This is a genomic window from Microcystis sp. 0824 (genome assembly GCF_003112475.1).
Lineage (GTDB): Bacteria > Cyanobacteriota > Cyanobacteriia > Cyanobacteriales > Microcystaceae > Microcystis > Microcystis aeruginosa_C.
In genome coordinates this window covers 39306-61442 of record NZ_BDSM01000013.1, presented here as the reverse complement: position 1 = coordinate 61442, position 22137 = coordinate 39306, and the positions used below count along the sequence as shown (strand labels likewise).

Sequence of the window (22137 nt, the reverse complement as noted above, 5' to 3'; positions counted from 1 at the left end):
GCGACATTAACAAAAGGTGGGTCAGATTTCAACTTGCCTTTTTTAGGTTAAAAAATCTATCCTCAAATAAAACGCTAAGTCTATTGTCGAGAGAGGAGAATCCTCATGGCACTCCCCCCCAAAGAGGCGGTAGCTAAAGTGATTGTAGATAAAGACCCAGTACCTACTTCCTTTGAGAAGTGGGGTCAACCGGGGCATTTTGATCGCACTTTAGCCAAAGGCCCCAAAACCACCACCTGGATTTGGAACCTACACGCCAACGTCCACGATTTTGATAGTCAAACCAGCGATCTAGAAGATATTTCTCGGAAAATCTTCAGCGCCCACTTCGGACATCTCGCCGTTGTCTTCGTTTGGCTGAGTGGAATGTACTTCCACGGCGCGAAATTTTCTAACTATGAAGCTTGGTTAACCAACCCGCTGGCCATCAAACCCAGCGCCCAAGTGGTCTGGCCGATCGTCGGTCAAGGCATCCTCAACGGCGATGTGGGCGGCGGCTTCCACGGTATTCAGATCACCTCTGGTCTGTTCTACCTCTGGCGGGCTTCCGGGTTCACCAACAGCTATCAGCTATACTGCACCGCTATCGGTGGTTTAGTTATGGCGGGCCTGATGCTGTTTGCCGGTTGGTTCCATTACCACAAAAGCGCACCGAAACTGGAATGGTTCCAAAACGTGGAATCGATGATGAACCACCACTTGGCGGGTTTACTCGGCTTAGGTTCCCTAGGTTGGGCCGGTCATCAGATTCACGTTTCTTTACCGGTGAACAAACTCCTCGATGCTGGAGTAGCTCCCCAAGACATCCCCTTGCCCCACGAGTTCATTCTCGAACCGAGCAAGATGGCGGATTTATATCCCAGCTTCGCCCAGGGTTTGACCCCCTTCTTTACCCTTAACTGGGGTGCTTACTCGGATTTCCTCACCTTCAAAGGTGGCTTGAACCCCGTGACCGGTGGTCTCTGGCTTTCCGATACCGCTCACCATCACTTGGCGATCGCTGTATTATTCATCATTGCTGGTCATATGTACCGTACCAACTGGGGTATCGGTCACAGCATGAAGGAAATCCTCGAAAACCACAAAGGTCCCTTCACCGGTCAAGGTCACAAAGGACTGTACGAAATCCTGACCACCTCTTGGCACGCCCAGTTAGCGATTAACCTTGCTCTCTTAGGTTCGCTAACCATCATCGTGGCCCACCATATGTACGCCATGCCGCCCTATCCCTATCAGGCGACGGACTACGCCACCCAACTATCCTTGTTCACTCACCACACTTGGATCGGTGGCTTCTTAATCGTCGGTGCAGGAGCGCACGGAGCGATCTTCATGGTACGCGACTACGATCCGGCCAAAAACGTCGATAACCTGCTCGATCGGGTGATCCGTCATCGCGACGCAATTATCTCCCACCTGAACTGGGTATGTATTTTCCTCGGCTTCCATAGCTTCGGTTTATACATTCACAACGACACCATGCGGGCTTTTGGTCGTCCCCAAGATATGTTCTCGGATACGGGAATTCAACTACAACCCATCTTTGCCCAATGGGTACAAAGTCTCCACACCCTAGCCCCCGGCAACACCGCTCCTAACGCTCTCACTACCGCTAGTTATGCTTTCGGTGGCGACGTAGTAGCAGTGGGTGGCAAAGTGGCCATGATGCCGATCACTCTCGGTACTGCCGATTTCCTCGTGCATCACATCCACGCCTTCACCATCCATGTCACCGTGTTGATTCTCCTCAAAGGGGTTCTCTACGCTCGCGGTTCCCGTCTGATTCCCGATAAAGCGAATCTCGGTTTCCGTTTCCCCTGCGATGGTCCCGGTCGCGGCGGTACCTGCCAAGTTTCGGGTTGGGATCACGTCTTCCTCGGCCTGTTCTGGATGTACAACTCCCTCTCGGTCGTAATCTTCCACTTTAGCTGGAAAATGCAGTCCGATGTCTGGGGAACCGTCGCCCCCGATGGCACTGTCACCCACGTTACCCTCGGTAACTTCGCCCAAAGTGCCATCACCATCAACGGTTGGTTACGCGATTTCCTCTGGGCGCAAGCAGCTCAAGTGATTAACTCCTATGGCTCTGCCCTGTCTGCCTACGGAATCATGTTCCTAGCCGGTCACTTCGTCTTCGCGTTTAGCTTGATGTTCCTGTTCAGTGGTCGCGGCTACTGGCAAGAATTAATCGAGTCGATCGTCTGGGCGCACAACAAGTTAAGAGTTGCCCCCGCTATCCAACCTCGCGCCCTGAGCATCATTCAAGGTCGTGCCGTTGGTGTGGCTCACTACCTCTTAGGCGGTATTGTCACCACTTGGGCATTCTTCTTGGCCAGAAGTCTCTCGATTGGCTAAACTTGCCTATAAGGGCTTGCCAGTCCCCCGGGGATTGGCAAGACTAGGCTGAACCAGCGTCGATTGACCGATACCACTGTAAGCGTTTCCTATTACAGTGGGTGAATTTAAAAAAGGAAATAACCAGCACTCGTGTAAGAGCCTCAGTTATTTAGAGAGGAGAATTTCCTAAACAGCTATGGCAACTAAATTCCCTAAATTTAGCCAAGATCTAGCCCAAGATCCGACCACCCGTCGGATTTGGTACGGGATCGCCACAGCCCACGATTTTGAAAGTCATGATGGCATGACGGAAGAGAATCTCTACCAAAAGATTTTCGCGTCGCACTTCGGCCACATTGCAATCATTTTCCTGTGGACTTCCGGTACTATATTCCACGTCGCTTGGCAAGGCAACTTCGAGCAGTGGATCAAAGATCCCTTAAATATCCGTCCCATCGCCCACGCGATTTGGGATCCCCAGTTCGGTAAAGGCGCGGTAGATGCCTTCACCCAAGCTGGCGCTTCTAATCCGGTTAACATCGCCTATTCCGGGGTTTACCACTGGTTCTACACCATCGGTATGACCTCCAACCAAGACCTATACCAAGGTGCGGTGTTCCTGCTGATTCTCTCGGCGATTTTCCTCTTTGCTGGCTGGTTACACTTACAACCTAAGTTCCGTCCTAGCCTCGCTTGGTTCAAAAACGCTGAATCTCGCCTGAACCACCACCTCGCCGCTCTGTTCGGTGTTAGCTCTCTGGCTTGGACCGGACACCTCGTTCACGTTGCTATCCCCGAATCCCGCGGTCAGCACGTTGGTTGGGACAACTTCCTCTCCACTCCCCCCCACCCGGCGGGTTTACTACCCTTCTTCACCGGTGACTGGGGTGTGTATGCGGAAAACCCCGACACTGCTAACCACATTTTCGGTACTGCCCAAGGCGCGGGAACTGCGATCCTCACCTTCTTAGGTGGTTTCCATCCCCAAACCGAGTCCCTCTGGTTAACCGATATGGCTCACCACCACTTGGCGATCGCTGTGATCTTCATTGTGGCTGGTCATATGTACCGCACCAACTGGGGCATCGGTCACAGCATCAAGGACATCCTCAATGCCCACAGACCCCCCAGTGGTAAGTTAGGAGCCGGTCACAAAAATCTTTATGACACGGTTAACAACTCTCTCCACTTCCAACTCGGTTTGGCTCTCGCTTCTTTAGGCGTGATCACCTCTCTGGTGGCGCAGCATATGTACGCGCTACCCCCTTATGCCTTTATCGCTAAGGACTACACTACCCAAGCGGCTCTTTATACCCACCACCAATACATCGCTGGTTTCCTAGCGGTGGGTGCTTTCGCTCACGGTGCTATCTTCTTCGTGCGTGACTATGATCCCGAAGCGAACAAAGATAACGTCCTAGCGCGGATGCTGGAGCATAAAGAAGCGATCATCTCTCACCTAAGCTGGGTTTCCCTTTTCTTAGGTTTCCACACCCTCGGCCTCTACGTTCATAACGATGTGGTCGTCGCTTTCGGTACTCCCGAAAAACAAATCTTGATCGAACCTGTGTTCGCTCAATTCGTGCAAGCAGCTTCGGGTAAAACCCTGTACGGCATGAACGTACTGTTGTCTAACCCCGATAGTATCGCTTACACCGCCTATCCTAACTACGGTGATGTTTGGTTACCCGGTTGGCTAGACGCGATCAATAGCGGCACTAACTCCCTCTTCTTAACCATCGGTCCTGGCGACTTCCTCGTTCACCATGCGATCGCTCTTGGTTTACACACCACCGTTCTAATCCTGGTTAAAGGTGCTTTAGACGCTCGTGGTTCCAAATTAATGCCCGATAAAAAAGACTTCGGGTATTCCTTCCCTTGCGACGGTCCCGGCCGTGGCGGTACTTGCGACATCTCTGCTTGGGATTCCTTCTACCTAGCCATGTTCTGGATGTTGAACACCTTGGGTTGGTTAACCTTCTACTGGCACTGGAAACACCTCGGTGTCTGGTCGGGTAACGTGGCTCAGTTTAACGAAAACTCCACCTACCTGATGGGCTGGTTCCGCGATTACCTCTGGGCTAACTCGGCTCAGTTAATCAACGGTTACAACCCCTACGGTGTTAACAACCTTTCTGTCTGGGCCTGGATGTTCCTCTTTGGACACCTCGTTTGGGCAACCGGTTTCATGTTCCTGATCTCTTGGCGTGGTTACTGGCAAGAGTTGATCGAAACTATCGTTTGGGCCCACGAACGCACTCCTCTGGCGAACCTCGTTCGTTGGAAAGACAAACCCGTGGCTCTCTCGATCGTTCAGGCTCGTTTGGTTGGTTTAGCTCACTTCACCGTTGGCTATATCTTCACCTACGCCGCCTTCTTGATCGCTTCCACTGCCGGCAAGTTCGGCTAAACCTTGAATTAGGTAACTAAAAAACCCCTCGCCCATTGGTGGGGGGTTTTGTTTATGATTGATCATAAAAGCACGGCTCAATCCCAATCCTTTGAGTAACCCACAGAAAACGGGTTTCTCCGAGAAACCCGTTTTCTACTCATGCAAAAGGCAAAAGGAGAAATAAATAATCAGTTTTTAATAACCAGATTTAGTATTATACGGAGAATAAATAATCAGTTTTTAATAACCGGATTTAGGATTAAAATAAAATTATTGTACTATCATTACTCCCAGGGATTTTACCAAAATGTCTAACGAAACCGTTACTTATAGTCTTGAATCTGTCCTCAAGGAAATCAAAGACAGCATCAAGGAAGTTAACCAAAAAATCGATACCTTCCAACAGGATGTTAACCAGAAATTTGATAGCCTACAAAAGGATTTTAACCAGAAATTTGATAAAATTGACGAACGGCTAACTAAGCTAGAGGTAGGACAGACAAAACTAACTGGCTCTCCCAGCTTTGGTGGGTAAAATGTATTCTAAGATACATTTCTCCTAGCGAGGGGGTGGAACGAACCACAAAGACACAAAGGACACAAAGATCGATCGATCCTATGTCAATTAAACTTATCACACAGAACCTAGAAGAGCCACTAACTGAGAAAGTCGATGGGATGGATAGAAGACTAGAAAAGCTGGAAGGAACCCAAAAAAATCAAGTTTGGACGTTAATTATCCTTTTAGGGAGGAGCGATCGGCACAGCAGCGTGGCGCTCTTTCTTTTCTGGCAATCCTTAGAAATATTACTATAATTTCTCACTTTAGGGTAGTTATGAGGGGAAATTAGCAGATGTGAAACTCAGGTTAAAAATAAGGGATATTTAACCCATCCTACCCCTAATTATGCTTTCCTCAACCATCTTTTTAACAATCGCCACAATGCCACTATTATCCCCCCAATTAAAACTAAAGGAAACATAACCACCCCCAGAAAGAAAGCAACGATTAAGGGATATTTTTGGGTTTCTAATTGCCGAATTTCATCATCGCACTTTTGAACATATCCTGCTAACCCCAATGCTTGATATAATTCCCGCGACTGAAGAAATGCTTCTTTCGCTTCCGATATACGTTTGAGTTTATAGTAGGTAACTCCCAGATTAAACCAAGATTGTGCTTCAACCCCCCGATCACCGATTTCCCGTGTGATTGCTAAGGACTGTTGATAAAACTCGATCGCTTTTTGGTATTCTCCTAGGGATTGGCAAACATTGCCTAAATTACCGTAGGAATTCGCTTCACCCCCTAGATCACCGATTTCCCGTGTGATTTCTAAGGACTGTTGATAAAACTCGATCGCTTTTGGGTATTCTCCTAGGTAATAGTAAACAGCGCCTAAATTACCGTAGGAATTCGCTTCACCCCCCCGATGACCGATTTCCCGAAAGATTGCTAAGGATTGTTGATGAAACTCGATCGCTTTTTGGTATTCTCCTAGGGAACAGTAAACAGTGCCTAAATTATTGTAGGAAGACGCTTCACCCTCCCGATGACCGATTTCCCGAAGGATTGCTAAAGACTGTTGATAAAACTCGATCACTTTTTGGTATTCTCCTAGGGATTGGTAAACATTACCTAAACCCATGTAGGAAGACGCTTCACCCCTCCGATCACCGATTTCCCGTGTGATTTCTAAGGACTGTTGATGAAACTCGATCGCTTTTTGGTATTCTCCTAGGGAATTGTAAACATTGCCTAAATTATTGTAGGATGCCGCTTCACCCCCCCGATCACCGATTTCCCGTGTGATTGCTAAGGACTGTTGACAAAACTCGATCGCTTTTTGGTATTCTCCTAGGGAATCGTAAACATTGCCTAAATTATTGTAGGATGCCGCTTCACCCCCCCGATCACCGATTTCCCGAAAGATTGCTAAGGACTGTTGATGAAACTCGATCGCTTTTTGGTATTCTCCTAGGGAATAGTAAACATTGCCTAAACTGGTGAGGGATGCGGTATATTTCCAGTTGGTTTGCTCCTCCTGTTGTTGGTAAACAGTGACTAATTCAAGGTAATAATCCGCTAGGGTTTGATAATACCCCCGTCGGGTGAGAAAATCATCGATAGCACGGAGAATATCAAAAGCATTGTCGTACTCGGTTAACTGATAGCGATGATAGAAAATTTCTAGGTAAGGTTGCACATCGTTGAGGATTTCCCAGGAGTCGGGTTGAGCAATAGAAAGATAATAGGCGATCGCTTTTTGGTGTAATTCCCTTTGATCGCCGGCTTTGTATTGTGCATATTCCCAAACTAAAGGCTGAAAACTAAAAATTCGCTGGCGATTTTCCTCTTTTTCTTCTAATAATGATCGTCGCTGTAATTCTCGCAGATCTGCCGTGATCTCGGACAGTGCGATCTCCGGGTAATTATCCATCACCGCTTTGGCTGCCGGAGAATCAAATTCTCGGCGATAAATGCTGGTTTTAGTGAATAATTCCTGCTGTCTTTGGCTAAGTCGCTGAAAACTAGCATCTAAAACTAAAGCAATTCCCACTGTCTCTTGACGATGGCTCCCCACCACCTGCGGATCGCTCAAAAGTTGCGATAAATTTCCTAATCCTAAATCCGCTAACCTTTCTAAACTGGGGTTTTGCGGAAATTCTGCTAAGATTAAATCCGCCACCAATCGCAGGAGTAATGGATGACCATCCACCCGTCGAGAAAAGTTCTCTAGATCCCCTGTTATTTGCGATTCCGCTAACAATTGCGCCCCTTCAGGAGGTTTCAAACCTTTTAGCTCAATCCAACGGTTAAAACCCCTAGTTTTTGGCTTTTCTCTGGTGGTGACTATAATTTTGCTGGTGTCACCTTTTTCTATCCAAGCAGTGAAAAACTGCTGATAAAATTCATTATTCCAAGAACCATCTTCCCCTAATAAACTCTCTAGATTATCGATAATAATTAGGTGGCGATGGCGTTGCAATTGTCTGATTAAAGCTTCCTGTAAATCTATTTCTTTTTCGGGGACGGGATAACCAAATTCCGTCAGGAGTTGGCGAGCTAAACCACTAAATCCCCCCAGATTTCCCGCTTCCCACCAAAAGCGTTTTGGGAATAAATCTTCATCGTCCCCTAGGGAAGGATCGAGGGTAATTTTCTCCTCAAAAATTTTACTGGCTAGGGTAGATTTTCCAATTCCTCCAACTCCTTTGATGCCAATCATCGCAACATTTTGATCAGTAAACCACTGCTTAATTTGGGTGATTTCCTCCTTCCTTCCCTGCCAATGGACGAGACTTTTTCGAGCATTTCCTCCCTTGAAAATACTCCTTTGACTACTGCGATTATTTTCTATTGCGTCTGCTGTTGCGTGCAGATCCGCCAGTCATTCAGGAAGGATTCCTAGATTTAAATCACCCTTAACTTCTTGAATGTTCAATTGTTGTTTAATATCTTTGTTTATTTGTGTACCAATTTGAGTTTTCCTTTCTGTTTGATTCTGATTAATTATCATAATTTGTTGTGCTAGGGTTTGGATTTCTTGGGCAAAATTGGGGTCTTTGAGCATTTCTACCTGTAAAAAAGGAACCACTTGCTGTTCAATCATTGCCTCGGATTTGGTTTGTTCGGCTGCCGCTAAAACCTTGGCTGCGGTGGGTTCCTTTTGTAACTTTTGCTTAATTTTTTGCCACAATTCTACACCTTTATCCATGGCTGCTTCCGTTAATTTACCGATAACAGCTTCAAAGGCGATTTTAGCGATTTCGGCGGCGGCTAATTCGGCTAACATAATTATCAATCGGGGGAATTTTTCGCCATTCTAGCACAACTATTTTGGGATGAAAGCAGGAAAGTCAATCACTCATCTTGTCGGGAATCAGCGTTCCTTTGATCCCCCCTTAATCCCCCCTTGATAAGGGGGTGTTGATCCCCCCTTAATCCCCCCTTGATAAGGGGGGTGTTGATCCCCCCTGTTCCTAGGTTTGGTTCATAGTAGGGTTGATTCATGAATCAACCCTACCCTTGATAAGGGGGGTGTTGATCCCCCCTTATCTTAGAGCCAAAAAAGACAGGCAGGGAGCCTGTCTAGAAAACCAAACAAATTTATCTATCAGTTGGCCATAAATAGGGAGTTTTTTGCGTCAAATTTCCAAGCAATACCATCGGGATCTCTGATGCGACTCCAATCGGCGAATTCTGTTTCGGATTTATTTTTCTTGTTTCTACCCAAAACGGCCGGAGTAACTCCTAAACGTTTAGCCAAATCCGCCAAACTCATCGATGAGATGGTTTCAGATACAGAGGTTAGGGATTCTTCCCTAACTTCTGATTCTGACTGGAACAAAGAACTGGCAGAACTGTTTAAACTAGGATTAATTATCTCCTCCGGTTCTTGAATTACCGTTTCTTGAACAGAGATTGCTGCGGTATTTTCTTCCTCTTTTTCCTCAAATAATTTACCTAAATTAGTCAGAGATTGGGAGGAGGAAATAACAGGAACCTCCGGGACAGAATTTTCGCTTTTTTCGGCGACAATCAGGGGGGATTTAGCCTCCTGCGATGGCTCTAAATTGGTCAGGGGAGATCTCGAGGCAGTAATCGCAGGAACTTGTTTTTCCTCTATTTCTTCTAAAGAGGGGTCACTCTCATCAAAAATACTACCCAAGGTACTGGCGGTGATAAAGTAATAGGCCATACCCTTATCGCCTACAGCTTTTTTTTGCGCCCCAAATTCCTCAGCTTTTCTGTCTAAAAATTGTCTGGCTAATTTGGCCGTGAGATTGGCTTTTGCCGATAGGTCAATCGGGGTGAGACAACCTTGATTGTCCTGTAAAAGTTGATTGAAATAGGGGTTAATCACCGTCGATAATTTTGACCAGCGATAGTCTTGCCACACCTTGACTGCCAGAGTTAAGAGGAAGACAAGTAGGATCAATGGCCAAGCGGTAAAAACAAGGATGATTAGCACCGCTAGGGGGATGATGAGGACGAGAAACCCCGCCGTTTGACGATCGATAATTTTTCCAGTCATAATTTCATAAGCTGCCAGAATTAAAATTCTTAATGGCTAGTTTGACTATCTCCTGCCATAAGTGTATATGACCAGTTTAGGCTTTATTGGTCACGCCGGTTAGTTCTAGTCGTTCAAACATGGCAAATCGTGCTTTCAGGGCCAGAGAATCATCAAGTTTTGTTAAAAAAATCGGTTTTTGATACTTTTGTTCTAAAGCTTTTTGGATTAACCAATCGGCTAAAAAGGGATTTTTGGGTAGTAGGGGACCGTGGGCATAGGTAGCGATCGCATTGTGGTAAAATGCCCCTTCATAACCGTCCTCTCCGTTATTTCCGTAACCGGTAATCACCTTTCCTAAGGGAGAAACGGTTTGTAAATAGGTACGACCCCCGTGATTTTCAAAACCAATTACTAGCGGTTTTTCCCCAGTCATAGCTTTAATTTCCTCCGCTAAGGGGGAGGCAGTAATTTCAAAAACCACGTTACCGATACAGCGTTTTGCATTGGGTCCAGGATGTTTACTTACTAGGTCTAATAATCCCAATCCTTCGATTCTTTGACCGAAAGCTGGTTCATAATAATGTCCTAATAATTGTGGGGAACCACAGGTAAAAACTCCCGGTATTCCTGCCGATAATTGTTCTTTCATCGCCGCTGCTTTTTTCCCCTGTAAATCCCGCATAACGATCTCCTGTTGCCGATCCTGCGCTCCACCCCCAACAATTATATCTACTTGATAAAATGTCTCGGCTTCTGTTTGAGCATCTAGGGGAATAATTGTCACAGCAATATCACGCCATTGACATCTTCTTTGGATAGTAATAACATTACCTCGATCGCCGTAGGTACTCATTAAGGTAGGATATAACCAGCCGATTTTTAGTTCTAGTTCTTGCATAATTTCTTAGGGGATTAGGGGATTAGGGAATGGGGGATAAGAGACAGGCTGCATCTCAAGTTTGTAGAAATATCAAAAATTATTACAAATATCTGAACAACTGCGTGTAAGCATCTCACAAAAAAAGAAAGCTAATGTAAGCTTGCGCTTATGTCCCCCTTTTATTTCTACAAAATCTTTCGACCTGTGAGAATCTCTCGTACTTCTAACATAGCAGAATAGGTGGGTAAAATATGTAAAGTTTCCTCATTTTTGGTGTTATTAAGGGCAATTTGGATCGCTTTTTTTAGCTCGGATTCAACAATTAAATTAACCGGATAAGCGAGACTATCCTGACTATATTGTAAGCGCAAGGCCATGTCATAAAGTCGATCGCCTGTTACCACTAAAGTTGTTCCCAAACGGGTTAATTTTTCCGTATCCACATCCCAAATCCAAGAAACATCCGTCCCGTCGGGGATGCGATCATTGAGAACTAAGAGAGTAGTAGAAGACTTTTCTTTCTGTAAAATATCAGCCACTGCGCGAATTGTTTCATTCATACCCACGGGATTTTTAGACAGTAAAATCCTAACTTTTTTACCCTCAATTTCTAATTCTTCCGCTCGACCAAAAGCCGCTTTAAAACCCTGAACTGTCTCAAAAATTTCTCGATCTTTAATCCCCAATTCCTGGGCTACTAAACCCGCCGCTAAAGTATTATATTTATTATAAACACCGATTAAAATCTGCGGCCAATCGTGACTATGAAAAGCAGGATTACTCTTTTTAAAGCCACAACTAGGACAACTAAAATCCCCTAAATGGGAGAGATAAACCCCGCGATAATCCAAAGAAGCACCACATTTAGGGCAGTAAATAGAATCGACAGCGTGGGGAATTTCTTCTAGATATAATTCTGGTTCACTTAAGCCAAAATATACAACTCTTTGAGGCAGTTGTTGACCCAAATGGGAAAGAGTCGGATCATCAGCATTGAGAATCACTAAAGTATCGGTGGGTAGGGGAGATATGGCCCCTTGCCAACGGCGACTAATCGTATCCACTTCCCCATAGCGATCGAGTTGATCGCGAAACAAATTAAGAGCTAAAATAGCGCGAGGACGACAATCTTTTAAAACCAAAGGGAGAATATTTTCATCCACTTCTAAAATGGCATAATCAGCTTTTAAAGTGCCGAATAAATTGGCATCGGCTAATAAAGCAGTGATTAAACCATTAATTAAATTTGCCCCAGTGGTATTATGGGTGACTTTTGCCCCCTGACGCTCTAGAATAGTTCTTAGCAGTAGGGAAGTGGTAGTTTTTCCATTCGTGCCAACCACCAAAATTACCCCCCGTCGGACTTGCCCACAAAGTAGCGGTAACAAACGGGGATGGAGACGACGGGCAATTTCCCCCGGCAAGACGCTGGCGGCCCCTAAACGGAGTCCTTTAACCACAGCAGTAACGGTTTTAGCCACCGCTACGGCTATCCCTAAACGGATACGATCAAACAATTGCATGAAGTGAGATTCTTATAGCTGTTTCGTGATTTTACCCCTAAAAGAAGACCCGTAAACGGGGTAAGTTCCCATTGATTCTTTTCTACTGACAAAAAAGACAGCCTATAATATAGGTAAGTTTGGGGCCGATTCTACCGCACACGACATTTTAGGGCTAGAGCTTATGGGTTTATTGACAAGATTGGGGATTTCACTGGGATTAATCGCCCTAGGTGGTACTGTGGGTGTGCTAGGAAATCAGTATTTAATCAGAAAAGCGCCCCTAGAGGTAAATAAACCGCCGGCAATCCTCCCCGCTTCCCTCTCTCTCCCTGTTATTCCCCAAACCGACGGTAATGTTAATTTTATCGCCCAGGCCGTGCAGAAAGTCGGGCCGGCGGTGGTGCGGATTGACTCGGCCCGGGAAGTGGCCGACCAAATTCCCGAAGAATTTAAACAGCCCTTTTTTCGGCGCTTTTTTGGTAATGAAGTGCCGATTCCCAAGGAGCATTTGGAACGGGGAACCGGTTCTGGGTTTATCATTAGTACAGATGGACTACTTTTGACTAATGCCCATGTGGTGGAAGGGACAACCCAAGTAAAAGTGACTTTGAAAAACGGTCAAATCTATCAGGGTAAAGTCCTGGGGGTTGACAATATGACCGATGTGGCCCTGGTGAAAATCGAGGCGGAAAATTTACCGACGGTGACTTTTGGCAAGGCCGAAACTTTAACCCCCGGAGAGTGGGCGATCGCAATTGGCAATCCCCTAGGCTTAGATAATACGGTGACAGTGGGCATTATTAGTGCCTTGGGCCGGACTAGCAGCGAAGTGGGGGTTCCCGATAAACGGGTTCGTTTTATCCAAACCGATGCCGCTATTAACCCCGGCAATTCTGGCGGCCCGTTGCTGAACGCCAAGGGGGAAGTTATCGGCATTAATACGGCAATTCGGGCCGATGCCCAGGGTTTAGGGTTTGCTATTCCCATCGAAACCGCCCAAAAAGTGGCGGGACAGCTATCTAGCAAGGGTAAAGCGGAACATCCCTACATCGGTATCCAGATGGTGACGCTAACCCCAGAATTACGGCAGCAATTGAACGAAACTAAAGAATTAAACTTTAATATTGACCAAAATGAAGGGGTAATCGTCCTGCGAGTGGTGGAAAATTCCCCCGCCCAAAAAGCCGGGATGCAACCGGGTGATATCATCGAAACTGTGGCAGGAAACCCCGTTAAAACCGCTTCGGATGTGCAGCAAGGTGTGGAAACCAGTGCGATCGGTGGTAATCTGGAAATCGAGATTAACCGCAGGGGTAAACAACAAACTCTCACCGTTCAACCGGGGGTTTTTCCTAGCAAAACTAGCGAGTGAACTACTTTCAACCGGTCAAGGGGCGACCCCTTACCCTACACTGGGAGGAGAGAAAATAGCAGCGGAGCGATCAAAATTGAGGCAGCGGTTACAATTAAAACTATCAATTGGGCGCGGGGCTGCCCTCCTCATCGGTTTGCTGGGATTAACAGCCTGTCAACCTCCCGATCCGCCGAAAATTTCGCCGACAGAATCGCCTAAAATTGAGGAAACTGGCCGCTTAATTCTCAATAATGCCACCTTAGAACAGGCTAACCCCTCCGGACAACCCCTCTGGAAAATTCAGGTCAAAAAAGCTACCTACACCCAAGACCAAAAAATCGCCCGTCTGGAAAATATCAAGGGTAATATCTATCAAGAGGGGAAAGTAGTTTTACAGGTTAGTGCTGACCGCGGTGAAGTTTACAAGGAAGGCCAGGAAATTCTCCTCAAAGATAATATTGTGGCTGTAGATCCCCGCAATAAGGCCATTATTAACGCGCCGGAATTGCGTTGGCTACCTAAGGAGGGTATTTTAATCTCCTCCAAAGGGATCAAAGGTAGTCATCTACAACTAGAAGCTAAGGCGCGCCAAGGACGCTACGACACGCGCCAAGAAAAACTAGAATTACAAGGTCAAGTGGTGGCCACCGCCAAGGAATCTCGTGTCGTCCTGCAAACCGAGCGCCTGTACTGGGAAATTCCGCAACAGGTCATTAGTACCGATCAAAAAGTCGCTTTTGATCGCTATATTGATAAAACTATTATCGATCGCCTGACTGCTATCGGCGGTCGTTGGGAAAGAAAAAATAATCAGGTTATCCTGCAAGAAAACCTCGAATATCGCTCTTTAGAACCACCTTTACAGATTTCTGGTTCTCAGGCAATTTGGAACTATCAAAATCGTACCCTAACGTCCGATCGCCCCACGGAAATTTTTCAATATCAAGATCAAATCACTATTACTGGTAATCGTGTGGTGGTGGAATTAGGCAATCGCATCGCTTATCTCAAGGATGGGGTTAAGGGGATTAATCAGAAAACTGGGGCGCAATTGTATAGTCAGATCTTAACTTGGAAAATGTCGGAAAAAATTGTCGAGGCCGAGGGGAATATTATCTATGAACAACAGGAACCAAAATTTAATCTCACCGGCGATAAAGCGATCGGCACTTTAGAAGATAATAACATTGTTGTTACCAGTAGCTCCCCCGATCGAGTTGTCACCGAGATTTATCCCCGTTAACAGGGAAAAATTGGCCAAAAAAAACTCTCCCCAAAAAAGGGAGAGGGGGGGGTAAATATTTAAAAGCTTACCATTTGAGCAGGTTAAACTGTTCCATATCGATCGTGTCGCGGTTACGATAGATAGTCAGGATAATCGCTAAACCCACGGCTGCCTCGTCTGCCGCTACGGTAATCACGAAAATAGTAAAAATTTGGCCTCGGATATTAGCGGGGTCAAGATAGTTGGAAAAACCCATTAAGTTAATGTTAACAGAATTGAGCATCAATTCGATCGACATTAAAACCCTGACAGCATTGCGACTGGTGACTAAACCGTAAATTCCGATACAAAATAAAGCCGCCGCTAATAACAAATAATACTCTAACTGAATCTGCATGATACCTCTAACACCGTACAGTGCAAAGTTCATGAGGTAAAAAATTATGATAACCGCCACTTATTTAGATACCTGTATCTTTGATATATTTTTTAAACACAGGAGATAAATTAAATAAGATTTCTGATTCTTCAATTTTAGTTAACAAATATCTTTTTTGTAAAGATTGTAACCCTTTAATCAAGTCATCCGCTGATAAATCTAAACTTAATTTTAATTCATTTCTTGAACAATCTTTTTTTAGGTTGATTAAGGATTGAATAATTTGTTTTTCAATGGGCGATAATCTCTTAATTATTGTAGTCAAACTTTCCTTTATTTTTGCTGTAATAACAATATTTTCCTCTTGTAAAAACTCACCGACACAACCATGATAAACATCTTGAATTAAAACAGCAATATCTTTAAAATAAAATAAATTTCTTTCGTATAACTGAACTACTTTTAACCAGCTTTCTTCATCTTCAGAACCTAAATTATTGAGGATTGCCCGATTATTTAAACCTTGTAATTCAAGTAAATCTAATTTTTCATCTGAATAATACATTTCTGAACATCGCTCTTGACTAATTAAAATTAAACTACTTTGATGTTCAATTTCGTTAGTAATTATTGAAAAGAATTCCTGATACTTTTTATGTTTAGTTTGATATTGCCCTGCTAATTCACCCTCGCTAAATAATTCCTGTACATTGTCAAAAATAATTAAACACTTTTTCCGTTGCAATAACTTTAAAAACAGAGTCAATTTATCGTGATCATTTAAGATAAAATCCGTATTAATTTTAGTGAAAATATCAGTAATAATTGTGTCTAAACAATTGAATATTTTTAGATTTTGCCAAATAATTACTTCAAATTTTTCTAAATTTAATTCTACAAAATGTCTAACTAAGGTAGTTTTTCCAATTCCACTCAATCCTGATACGGAAATTAAAGGCCTTTTCTCAATTAATATTCTCTGTGTTAAGATTTCTAATTCTGAAATGCGATCGCAGAAATTACGATTTATCTTTGGAGCTAAACTTAAATCATGATATGATGTTTCTGATGGAGATTTTTCTTTATTTTCAATTGGTTTAGTGGTGTCAGGTTGAGGAGACTTTACACAATAATTAATATTTTTGTGTAACGTAAAAAAAAGTTGAGAATTAACTGCTTTTTCGATAGTCCAACGAAAATTAGACTTATTAAGCTCTTTTTCTTCTAATCCTAATTGCTTAGATAAAACCTTAAATATTTTATTTCTACTCACATCGCCAATATGTTTCTCATCATAACCATAACTATCTGCAATTTCTTTATAGGTTTTGCCGTTTAATAACTCTTCAATAATGTGCCGCTGAATATCGCTAAGACTTTGCCCATCTTCCTCTATCAATAAATCTTCGATAAAACGCAACAAGTGTAAACTATCCTTCATGGTGTGAAAGTGAATAAATTGTTACCTATATTATAGTTCAGTCATTGTAAAACAAGATCAAGTCATTTCTGGCATTGTCTTAACATTTCTTTACAAAGCATCAGGTCAAATCTAGTGGCGGTTCAAAAAAACCTTTGTTAAGCTGACAGAAGAATACCAAAAACAACTACAAGGTTAAGATTTTGGGATTTAAATAATTGATTAAAAGGGTTGATATGCCTAAATTTGTTCTCGATAAATATGCTTTAGACTCGCAAAAATCGGAGGCTAAGGCAAAAGTGATAAGTGAGTTAGGTTCAAATGCTTCAGTTTCAGGTGATGTGATAGAAGTCCCTAGTTATAACGCTACTAAAGTAGCTCAAATTTTGAGCCAAGTAGGTATTAAGTATTCGGGGGGTTAAATAAATGTCTTCACTTGAAGGAGAAAAGCATTAAGAAGAACGAGAGAAATGCTGGGAGCATCCCAATTATGTAATGAGTATAAATGCTCAGAATGGGAAGAAGGCTTTTGTAGTAACGATTCTGGTTTGAATCACACAATTTAGAGAACCGTTAAAAATCTATGAACTCCCGAAAAGGCTTGCTATCTAAGCATTTCGCATTTAAGTACAATTGTTTATTGCAAAGGTGAGATGATCCCGAAATGCTAGGAAAAAGAATAACTATAATTATTATCTTAGCACTTCAAGCCCTCAGTTGGTCAACAAGTGTGGCAGGAGCAGAAATAATATTACCAGAATTAAATTTAGTAGAGTGGCCGATAACGATTCGCGCATCTTTGCTGCTAGGAACAATTATACAAGGGTTACTTTTATTCCTGTTTTTTTTTGGAAGACAAGAAATTCAATCGTCTTTTTACAGGAGAAGTTTACTTATTCTTCTAACGGTTGCTAGTATTTACACTAGCTTTTTTATCATTTATAGCTCTCTTGTAGATATAAGAAAGAACTCTGAAGAAATAAAATTGTATAATTCAGTAACCAAAGCTGTTAACAGTTCTAAGATTTATCAAGAGAAAACAAGTATATTAAAAAAGAGGAACAATTTAATAAATGATCGAGACAAACGTAAAAGGGAAGAAGTTACACCTCCTAATAACCCAAATGCTCCGAAACTACCTAGAGGAGAAGACCCCGAATACAAAAAACAAACTAGAGAAATAGAGAAAATAAACGAAGAGAATACAGATCTGGCTCAAATTGAAAAGATTAAAAAATCATTACCAGATGATCAAGATGATAAGAAAATAGAAAATGTTGATAAAAATAAGGCAATAGAACCTTTATCACTTCTAACCGATGAAATCAGAAAACAAGTTTATGAAAGCGTAACAGGAAAAAAGGTTAGTGAAAATTATTCAACAACAAAATTAAATGATGAAATATTAAAAAAATTAAAACAAGATTTGGAATATTCTGAATTTGGCTATTTTTTAATTCCCGTTGAAAAGGTTTTTAATAGAAACCCTGAAGCTATTGTTGCACTATGTATCGCAAGTTTTATTGACATTATTTCTTTAATATTCGGCGTTTCACTGGATAGAAAAGCCACAGATGGAAATATAAAAGCGAAATTAAAAAATCTATCCCGCCTGATCAAGGAATTACTGAAAAATTTCTTACCTAATTTGGTTAAAGAAATAGGACATACTTTATATATTTTTATTGCTTCTATTGGTAGTCTTATAAATGGAATTTTTAAAGGATTTATCCTTCTTCGAGTTAGGGCTTTACAAGTGTTTTATTATACTCCTTACACTATTAGAATCAAAGGAGAGCGACATGAATTTTTACATAATATATGGGAATCTATTGAATTTACTTGGGAGGAAAATAATGAATTTAATTTGCTTAACTATACTAAACTAATGACTCTAGCTCAATACAATCAATCCTATAAAGTAGGTTACAGAAAGATAATTGTTACTATGCGTAATTTGAAATGGTTGACAACTATACCAGAAGGAAATTCACCAGAAGATAAAAAATTAACTATTAAAGAATATAAAAAATTAGACGAATGGTATCACAGTGAATATTCTAAACAATTAGGACCCGAAAAAAACAGTATGTTGGACGCAGACGATTATCACCACATAATTAGACTTCCTGAAGACAAAGGAGAGGGTTTTGGAAGGTTTATGGGATGGATTGGAAAACAATTTAAAAAACTAATATTTGCTATTAGACAAATTTTCACGGGTTAATTTTTTATACTTTTAAGGTTTAACTAAAAAAACTTTTACAGAAAATCAAATTAGAATTTTATGACTATAGAAAGAGAGTATCGAAATCAAGGAGAACGTTTAGGTAGTGGATTTGACTCTTTTAAGGAGATATTACTTCCCAACAGTGCTATAGACTTAGACAATATAAATAGAGATGAATTAATAGATAAAAATTTTTTGCCAAAAGATACATTTGTTTTTCAACAAATAGAAACTGAACAGGCATTAGGTAATATGTTGAATACTTCTATTTCAGTATCTGGAATAACACCTATTTTAGTGGGACATTGCCCTTGTTTATTACAAGGAGAAGCAAAAGCACAATACTTTAAAAAATCAAATATTAATCAAAATAGTATTTATCTTTTTTTAGATTATCAATTTACAGGAGGAAGTTATCGTATTAAGAAGCCTAAACTTTCTCAAGAAGCAATCGAATTTTTACATGATAAAAGACACAATCTTCATGAATTTAGAAGAATATACGGCGATGAATTTATTGTTGGTTTTAGAACAGGCTCTGAATACACAGCACTCATAGAGATTGAATACGCTGAGAAAAGTAAACAAGAACAAAACGCCTTTGCAATAATAAGTTTTTTGCAATCAATATTTGCGGGTATAGGAGGAGGAGTTGGATTTAATTGGGAAGGCGAAACTAAGGAATACTTTAAAAATACTAAAACAACAATTTCCTGTTTCAGGAGAGGAGTTTCAGTGGGCAATACAGTTTTTACTATTGAACAACTGATCAAAGATTTTACGGATTTTCAAGATAAGTTAAAACAACAAGGAGGCGGGGTTGAATATATATCACTTTTTGCAGATTACGATCAATTAATTGATACTAGAAACTATAGAATTTTAAGCCCAGAATTAATTGAATTAAAACGAAAGTTAAAAACTCTACGAGCTATTAAGACACAAAAACAAATTAAAATACTTGCCTGTGAAAATCAATTAAGATTCGGGGGTTCTAATTCTTCAGATTTACCTCAACAGATTATAGAATTAGAGGATTCAGTTAGTAAAATACAAGATTTTATCAGAAGATGTGAAATAGAACCTGAATTAATTAGTTCACGAGAATATAGAAAAATTATAAAAAGTGATTGATCATCAGTTAATAATGTTCATAAGCCTTTAATATTTTAAAAATTTTAGCTGTCTTATCAAGACGATAAACTAATCTATGTTGAATATTAAGGTGTCTTGAATATTTTCCTTTTAAGTCACCTACCAGTTTCTCAAATGGTGGTTGAAAAATATCTTTTTCAAGCTGTTTTAATAACATTAAAACTTTATCTTTTAATATGACTTTAGCCATAATTATCTCTCTCCTTACGGAAATTTTTCAATATCAAGATCAAATCACTATTACCGGTAATCGTGTGGTGGTGGAATTAGGCAATCGCATCGCTTATCTCAAGGATGGGGTTAAGGGAATTAATCAGAAAACTGGGGCGCAATTGTATAGTCAGATTTTAACTTGGAAAATGTCGGAAAAAATTGTCGAGGCCGAGGGGAATATTATCTATGAACAACAGGAACCAAAATTTAATCTCACCGGCGATAAAGCGATCGGCACTTTAGAAGATAATAACATTGTTGTTACCAGTAGCTCCCCCGATCGAGTTGTCACCGAGATTTATCCCCGTTAACAGGGAAAATTGGCCAAAAAAAACTCTCCCCAGAAAAGGGAGAGAGGGGGGGTAAATATTTAAAAGCTTACCATTTGAGCAGGTTAAACTGTTCCATATCGATGGTGTCGCGGTTACGATAGATAGTCAGGATAATCGCTAAACCCACGGCTGCTTCGGCTGCCGCTACGGTAATCACGAAAATAGTAAAAATTTGGCCTCGGATATTAGCGGGGTCAAGATAGTTGGAAAAACCCATTAAGTTAATGTTAACGGAATTGAGCATCAATTCGATCGACATTAAAACCCGGACGGCATTGCGACTGGTGACTAAACCATAAATTCCGATACAAAATAAAGCCGCCGCTAATAACAAATAATACTCTAACTGAATCTGCATGATACCTCTTTCTTTGGTCTTATTTAGGGGCGGTTAATTCTCTAGGTCGTTCGGGTAATGTTAAAGCTGTGGCCGTAGGTTCTTCAGCTTTCAGGGTGGGGATAAGGTCACGACGAGCTAAAATAATTGCTCCGACCATGGCCATTAATAATAGCACGGAAGCTAATTCAAAAGGTAGTAAGAAATCACTAAAGAAATGCTTACCGATTTCTACTAAAGTATTAGTTACTACGGCTGGAGAAGTGCTAGAAATTGACCAAGGTGTGATTAAAACCATGGTCGATAACAGCACAAATAAACCCACACAAACTAAGGCAGTAGATGCCTGACGAATCCAACGTTTAGGAATATCAGAAAAGTCCTCTTGCTTATTAACAAGCATAATAGCAAAGAGAATTAAAACGTTAATCGCGCCCACATAAATTAGAATTTGTGCCGCCGCTACAAAATCAGCATTTAGTAAGAGATATAAACCCGAAATGCTGATAAAAACACCACCCAATAAAAAGGCGGAATAAACGATATTAGATAATAGTACCACGCCTAAAGCTGTCCCGATTACTAGGGCTGCTAAAATGCCAAAAGATACTATTTGAACGCCCTCGGCTAAATTCACAGTAGTTTCATCTCCTTTTATGTTTGAGAGTTATTAATTATTAGTTATCAGTCAGGGATTAGGTGAGGGAGTGGTCACTGCGTGCGCGTTGCGGGGGGGATTGGAGAGAAAAAGCTGTCTCCTGTTTCCTAACTGCTAATTAATCGGTAATTTCTTCCGGACGTTTACCGGCGCGTTGACTACCGGCGGGTAAATCGTGGGGTTCGATGACACCTTTAGGTAGATAACCTAATTCCCTCAGAGGTGTTACCATCGGGTCTTGGGTTACTTTGTAGGGTAAACGGCCTAGGGCGACGTTATCATAGTTTAATTCATGACGATCATAGGTCGCTAGTTCGTATTCTTCGGTCATCGATAGGCAATTAGTCGGACAGTATTCCACACAATTGCCGCAGAAAATACAGACCCCAAAATCGATACTGTAGTGTTTGAGTTCTTTCTTTTTAATTTCCTTGTTAAAAGTCCAATCCACTACTGGTAAATTAATCGGACAAACTCGCACACAAACTTCACAAGCGATACATTTATCGAACTCAAAGTGAATTCTACCCCGATAACGTTCCGAGGGAATTAACTTTTCGTAGGGATACTGGACGGTAATCGGACGACGACGCATATGGTCGAAGGTAACGGATAAACCTTCGCCGATGTATTTCGCCGCTTGAATGCTACCTTTGGCGTAATCGCTGACTTGTTTGAGGATGTTAAACATGATGGTCA

18 protein-coding genes and 3 pseudogenes are annotated in these 22137 nt (G+C 42.0%); 10 read left to right on the top strand and 11 right to left on the bottom strand.

Annotated elements, in window-relative coordinates; translation table 11 throughout:
- The first annotated feature begins 105 nt into the window (after positions 1-105).
- The 4 genes and pseudogenes from psaA to N0824_RS20890 form a co-directional block, all read left to right on the top strand.
- The gene (psaA, locus tag N0824_RS05030; RefSeq protein WP_002780971.1) at positions 106-2355 is read left to right on the top strand and encodes a photosystem I core protein PsaA; all 2250 of its coding nucleotides are present in this window, start codon (positions 106-108) and stop codon (positions 2353-2355) included.
- A gap of 178 nt (positions 2356-2533) precedes the next feature.
- Positions 2534-4747, top strand: a complete 2214-nt coding sequence (gene psaB, locus N0824_RS05025; protein WP_002770787.1) for a photosystem I core protein PsaB — start codon at positions 2534-2536, stop codon at positions 4745-4747.
- Between the two features lie 289 nt (positions 4748-5036).
- Positions 5037-5234, top strand: a pseudogene (locus N0824_RS05020) (DUF4164 domain-containing protein); the annotation flags it as partial.
- Positions 5235-5386: 152 nt separating this feature from the next.
- Positions 5387-5531, top strand: a pseudogene (locus tag N0824_RS20890) (DUF4164 domain-containing protein); the annotation flags it as partial.
- Between the two features lie 103 nt (positions 5532-5634).
- Here N0824_RS20890 and N0824_RS05015 read toward each other — a convergent pair.
- The 5 genes from N0824_RS05015 to N0824_RS04995 form a co-directional block, all read right to left on the bottom strand.
- Positions 5635-7959 (bottom strand): tetratricopeptide repeat protein, encoded by a 2325-nt coding sequence (locus N0824_RS05015; protein ID WP_108935953.1) that lies wholly within the window; start codon positions 7957-7959, stop codon positions 5635-5637.
- 162 nt (positions 7960-8121) lie between these two features.
- Positions 8122-8526, bottom strand: coding sequence for a hypothetical protein (locus N0824_RS05010; RefSeq protein WP_108935952.1), 405 nt, complete (start codon positions 8524-8526; stop codon positions 8122-8124).
- A 321-nt stretch (positions 8527-8847) separates the two neighbouring features.
- Positions 8848-9768, bottom strand: coding sequence for a hypothetical protein (locus N0824_RS05005; RefSeq protein WP_108935951.1), 921 nt, complete (start codon positions 9766-9768; stop codon positions 8848-8850).
- Positions 9769-9844: 76 nt separating this feature from the next.
- Positions 9845-10648 carry a type 1 glutamine amidotransferase gene (locus N0824_RS05000; RefSeq protein ID WP_008203505.1) on the bottom strand — a complete coding sequence of 268 codons (804 nt, stop codon included), beginning with the start codon at positions 10646-10648 and terminating at the stop codon, positions 9845-9847.
- A 167-nt stretch (positions 10649-10815) separates the two neighbouring features.
- Positions 10816-12153, bottom strand: a complete 1338-nt coding sequence (locus tag N0824_RS04995) for a Mur ligase family protein (RefSeq protein WP_108935950.1) — start codon at positions 12151-12153, stop codon at positions 10816-10818.
- A 163-nt stretch (positions 12154-12316) separates the two neighbouring features.
- Here N0824_RS04995 and N0824_RS04990 point away from each other — a divergent pair, with 163 nt between their 5' ends.
- Positions 12317-13507: an HhoA/HhoB/HtrA family serine endopeptidase gene (locus N0824_RS04990; RefSeq protein WP_108935949.1), complete on the top strand. Its 1191-nt coding sequence runs from the start codon at positions 12317-12319 to the stop codon at positions 13505-13507.
- 76 nt (positions 13508-13583) lie between these two features.
- Positions 13584-14732, top strand: a complete 1149-nt coding sequence (gene lptC / locus N0824_RS04985) for an LPS export ABC transporter periplasmic protein LptC (RefSeq protein ID WP_108935948.1) — start codon at positions 13584-13586, stop codon at positions 14730-14732.
- Positions 14733-14799: 67 nt separating this feature from the next.
- Here lptC and nuoK (N0824_RS04980) read toward each other — a convergent pair whose 3' ends face one another.
- Positions 14800-15105 (bottom strand): NADH-quinone oxidoreductase subunit NuoK, encoded by a 306-nt coding sequence (gene nuoK, locus N0824_RS04980; RefSeq protein ID WP_199224883.1) that lies wholly within the window; start codon positions 15103-15105, stop codon positions 14800-14802.
- Positions 15106-15175: 70 nt separating this feature from the next.
- Positions 15176-16534, bottom strand: coding sequence for an AAA family ATPase (locus N0824_RS04975; RefSeq protein ID WP_108935946.1), 1359 nt, complete (start codon positions 16532-16534; stop codon positions 15176-15178).
- 215 nt (positions 16535-16749) lie between these two features.
- On the opposite strand from N0824_RS04975, the gene N0824_RS04970 reads away from it, so the two are divergent.
- The 3 genes from N0824_RS04970 (at position 16750) to N0824_RS04960 (ending at position 19877) form a co-directional block, all read left to right on the top strand.
- Positions 16750-16935 carry a hypothetical protein gene (locus tag N0824_RS04970; RefSeq protein WP_108935945.1) on the top strand — a complete coding sequence of 62 codons (186 nt, stop codon included), beginning with the start codon at positions 16750-16752 and terminating at the stop codon, positions 16933-16935.
- A gap of 242 nt (positions 16936-17177) precedes the next feature.
- Positions 17178-18740: a hypothetical protein gene (locus N0824_RS04965; protein WP_108935944.1), complete on the top strand. Its 1563-nt coding sequence runs from the start codon at positions 17178-17180 to the stop codon at positions 18738-18740.
- A 60-nt stretch (positions 18741-18800) separates the two neighbouring features.
- Positions 18801-19877 carry a hypothetical protein gene (locus tag N0824_RS04960; protein WP_108935943.1) on the top strand — a complete coding sequence of 359 codons (1077 nt, stop codon included), beginning with the start codon at positions 18801-18803 and terminating at the stop codon, positions 19875-19877.
- Positions 19878-19884: 7 nt separating this feature from the next.
- Here N0824_RS04960 and N0824_RS04955 read toward each other — a convergent pair whose 3' ends face one another.
- Positions 19885-20088 (bottom strand): Txe/YoeB family addiction module toxin, encoded by a 204-nt coding sequence (locus tag N0824_RS04955; protein WP_002775038.1) that lies wholly within the window; start codon positions 20086-20088, stop codon positions 19885-19887.
- 16 nt (positions 20089-20104) lie between these two features.
- On the opposite strand from N0824_RS04955, the pseudogene N0824_RS04950 reads away from it, so the two are divergent.
- Positions 20105-20422 (top strand): annotated as a pseudogene (locus tag N0824_RS04950) (hypothetical protein); the annotation flags it as partial.
- Between the two features lie 67 nt (positions 20423-20489).
- Here N0824_RS04950 and nuoK (N0824_RS04945) read toward each other — a convergent pair.
- From nuoK (N0824_RS04945) to ndhI, 3 genes are all read right to left on the bottom strand, one after another.
- A complete protein-coding gene (gene nuoK, locus N0824_RS04945) occupies positions 20490-20795 on the bottom strand; it encodes an NADH-quinone oxidoreductase subunit NuoK (protein ID WP_197533180.1) in 306 nt (101 codons plus the stop codon).
- 25 nt (positions 20796-20820) lie between these two features.
- Positions 20821-21417 carry an NADH-quinone oxidoreductase subunit J gene (locus tag N0824_RS04940; protein ID WP_002734810.1) on the bottom strand — a complete coding sequence of 199 codons (597 nt, stop codon included), beginning with the start codon at positions 21415-21417 and terminating at the stop codon, positions 20821-20823.
- A 139-nt stretch (positions 21418-21556) separates the two neighbouring features.
- Positions 21557-22129: an NAD(P)H-quinone oxidoreductase subunit I gene (ndhI, locus tag N0824_RS04935; RefSeq protein ID WP_002733194.1), complete on the bottom strand. Its 573-nt coding sequence runs from the start codon at positions 22127-22129 to the stop codon at positions 21557-21559.
- Between the last annotated feature and the right edge of the window lie 8 nt (positions 22130-22137).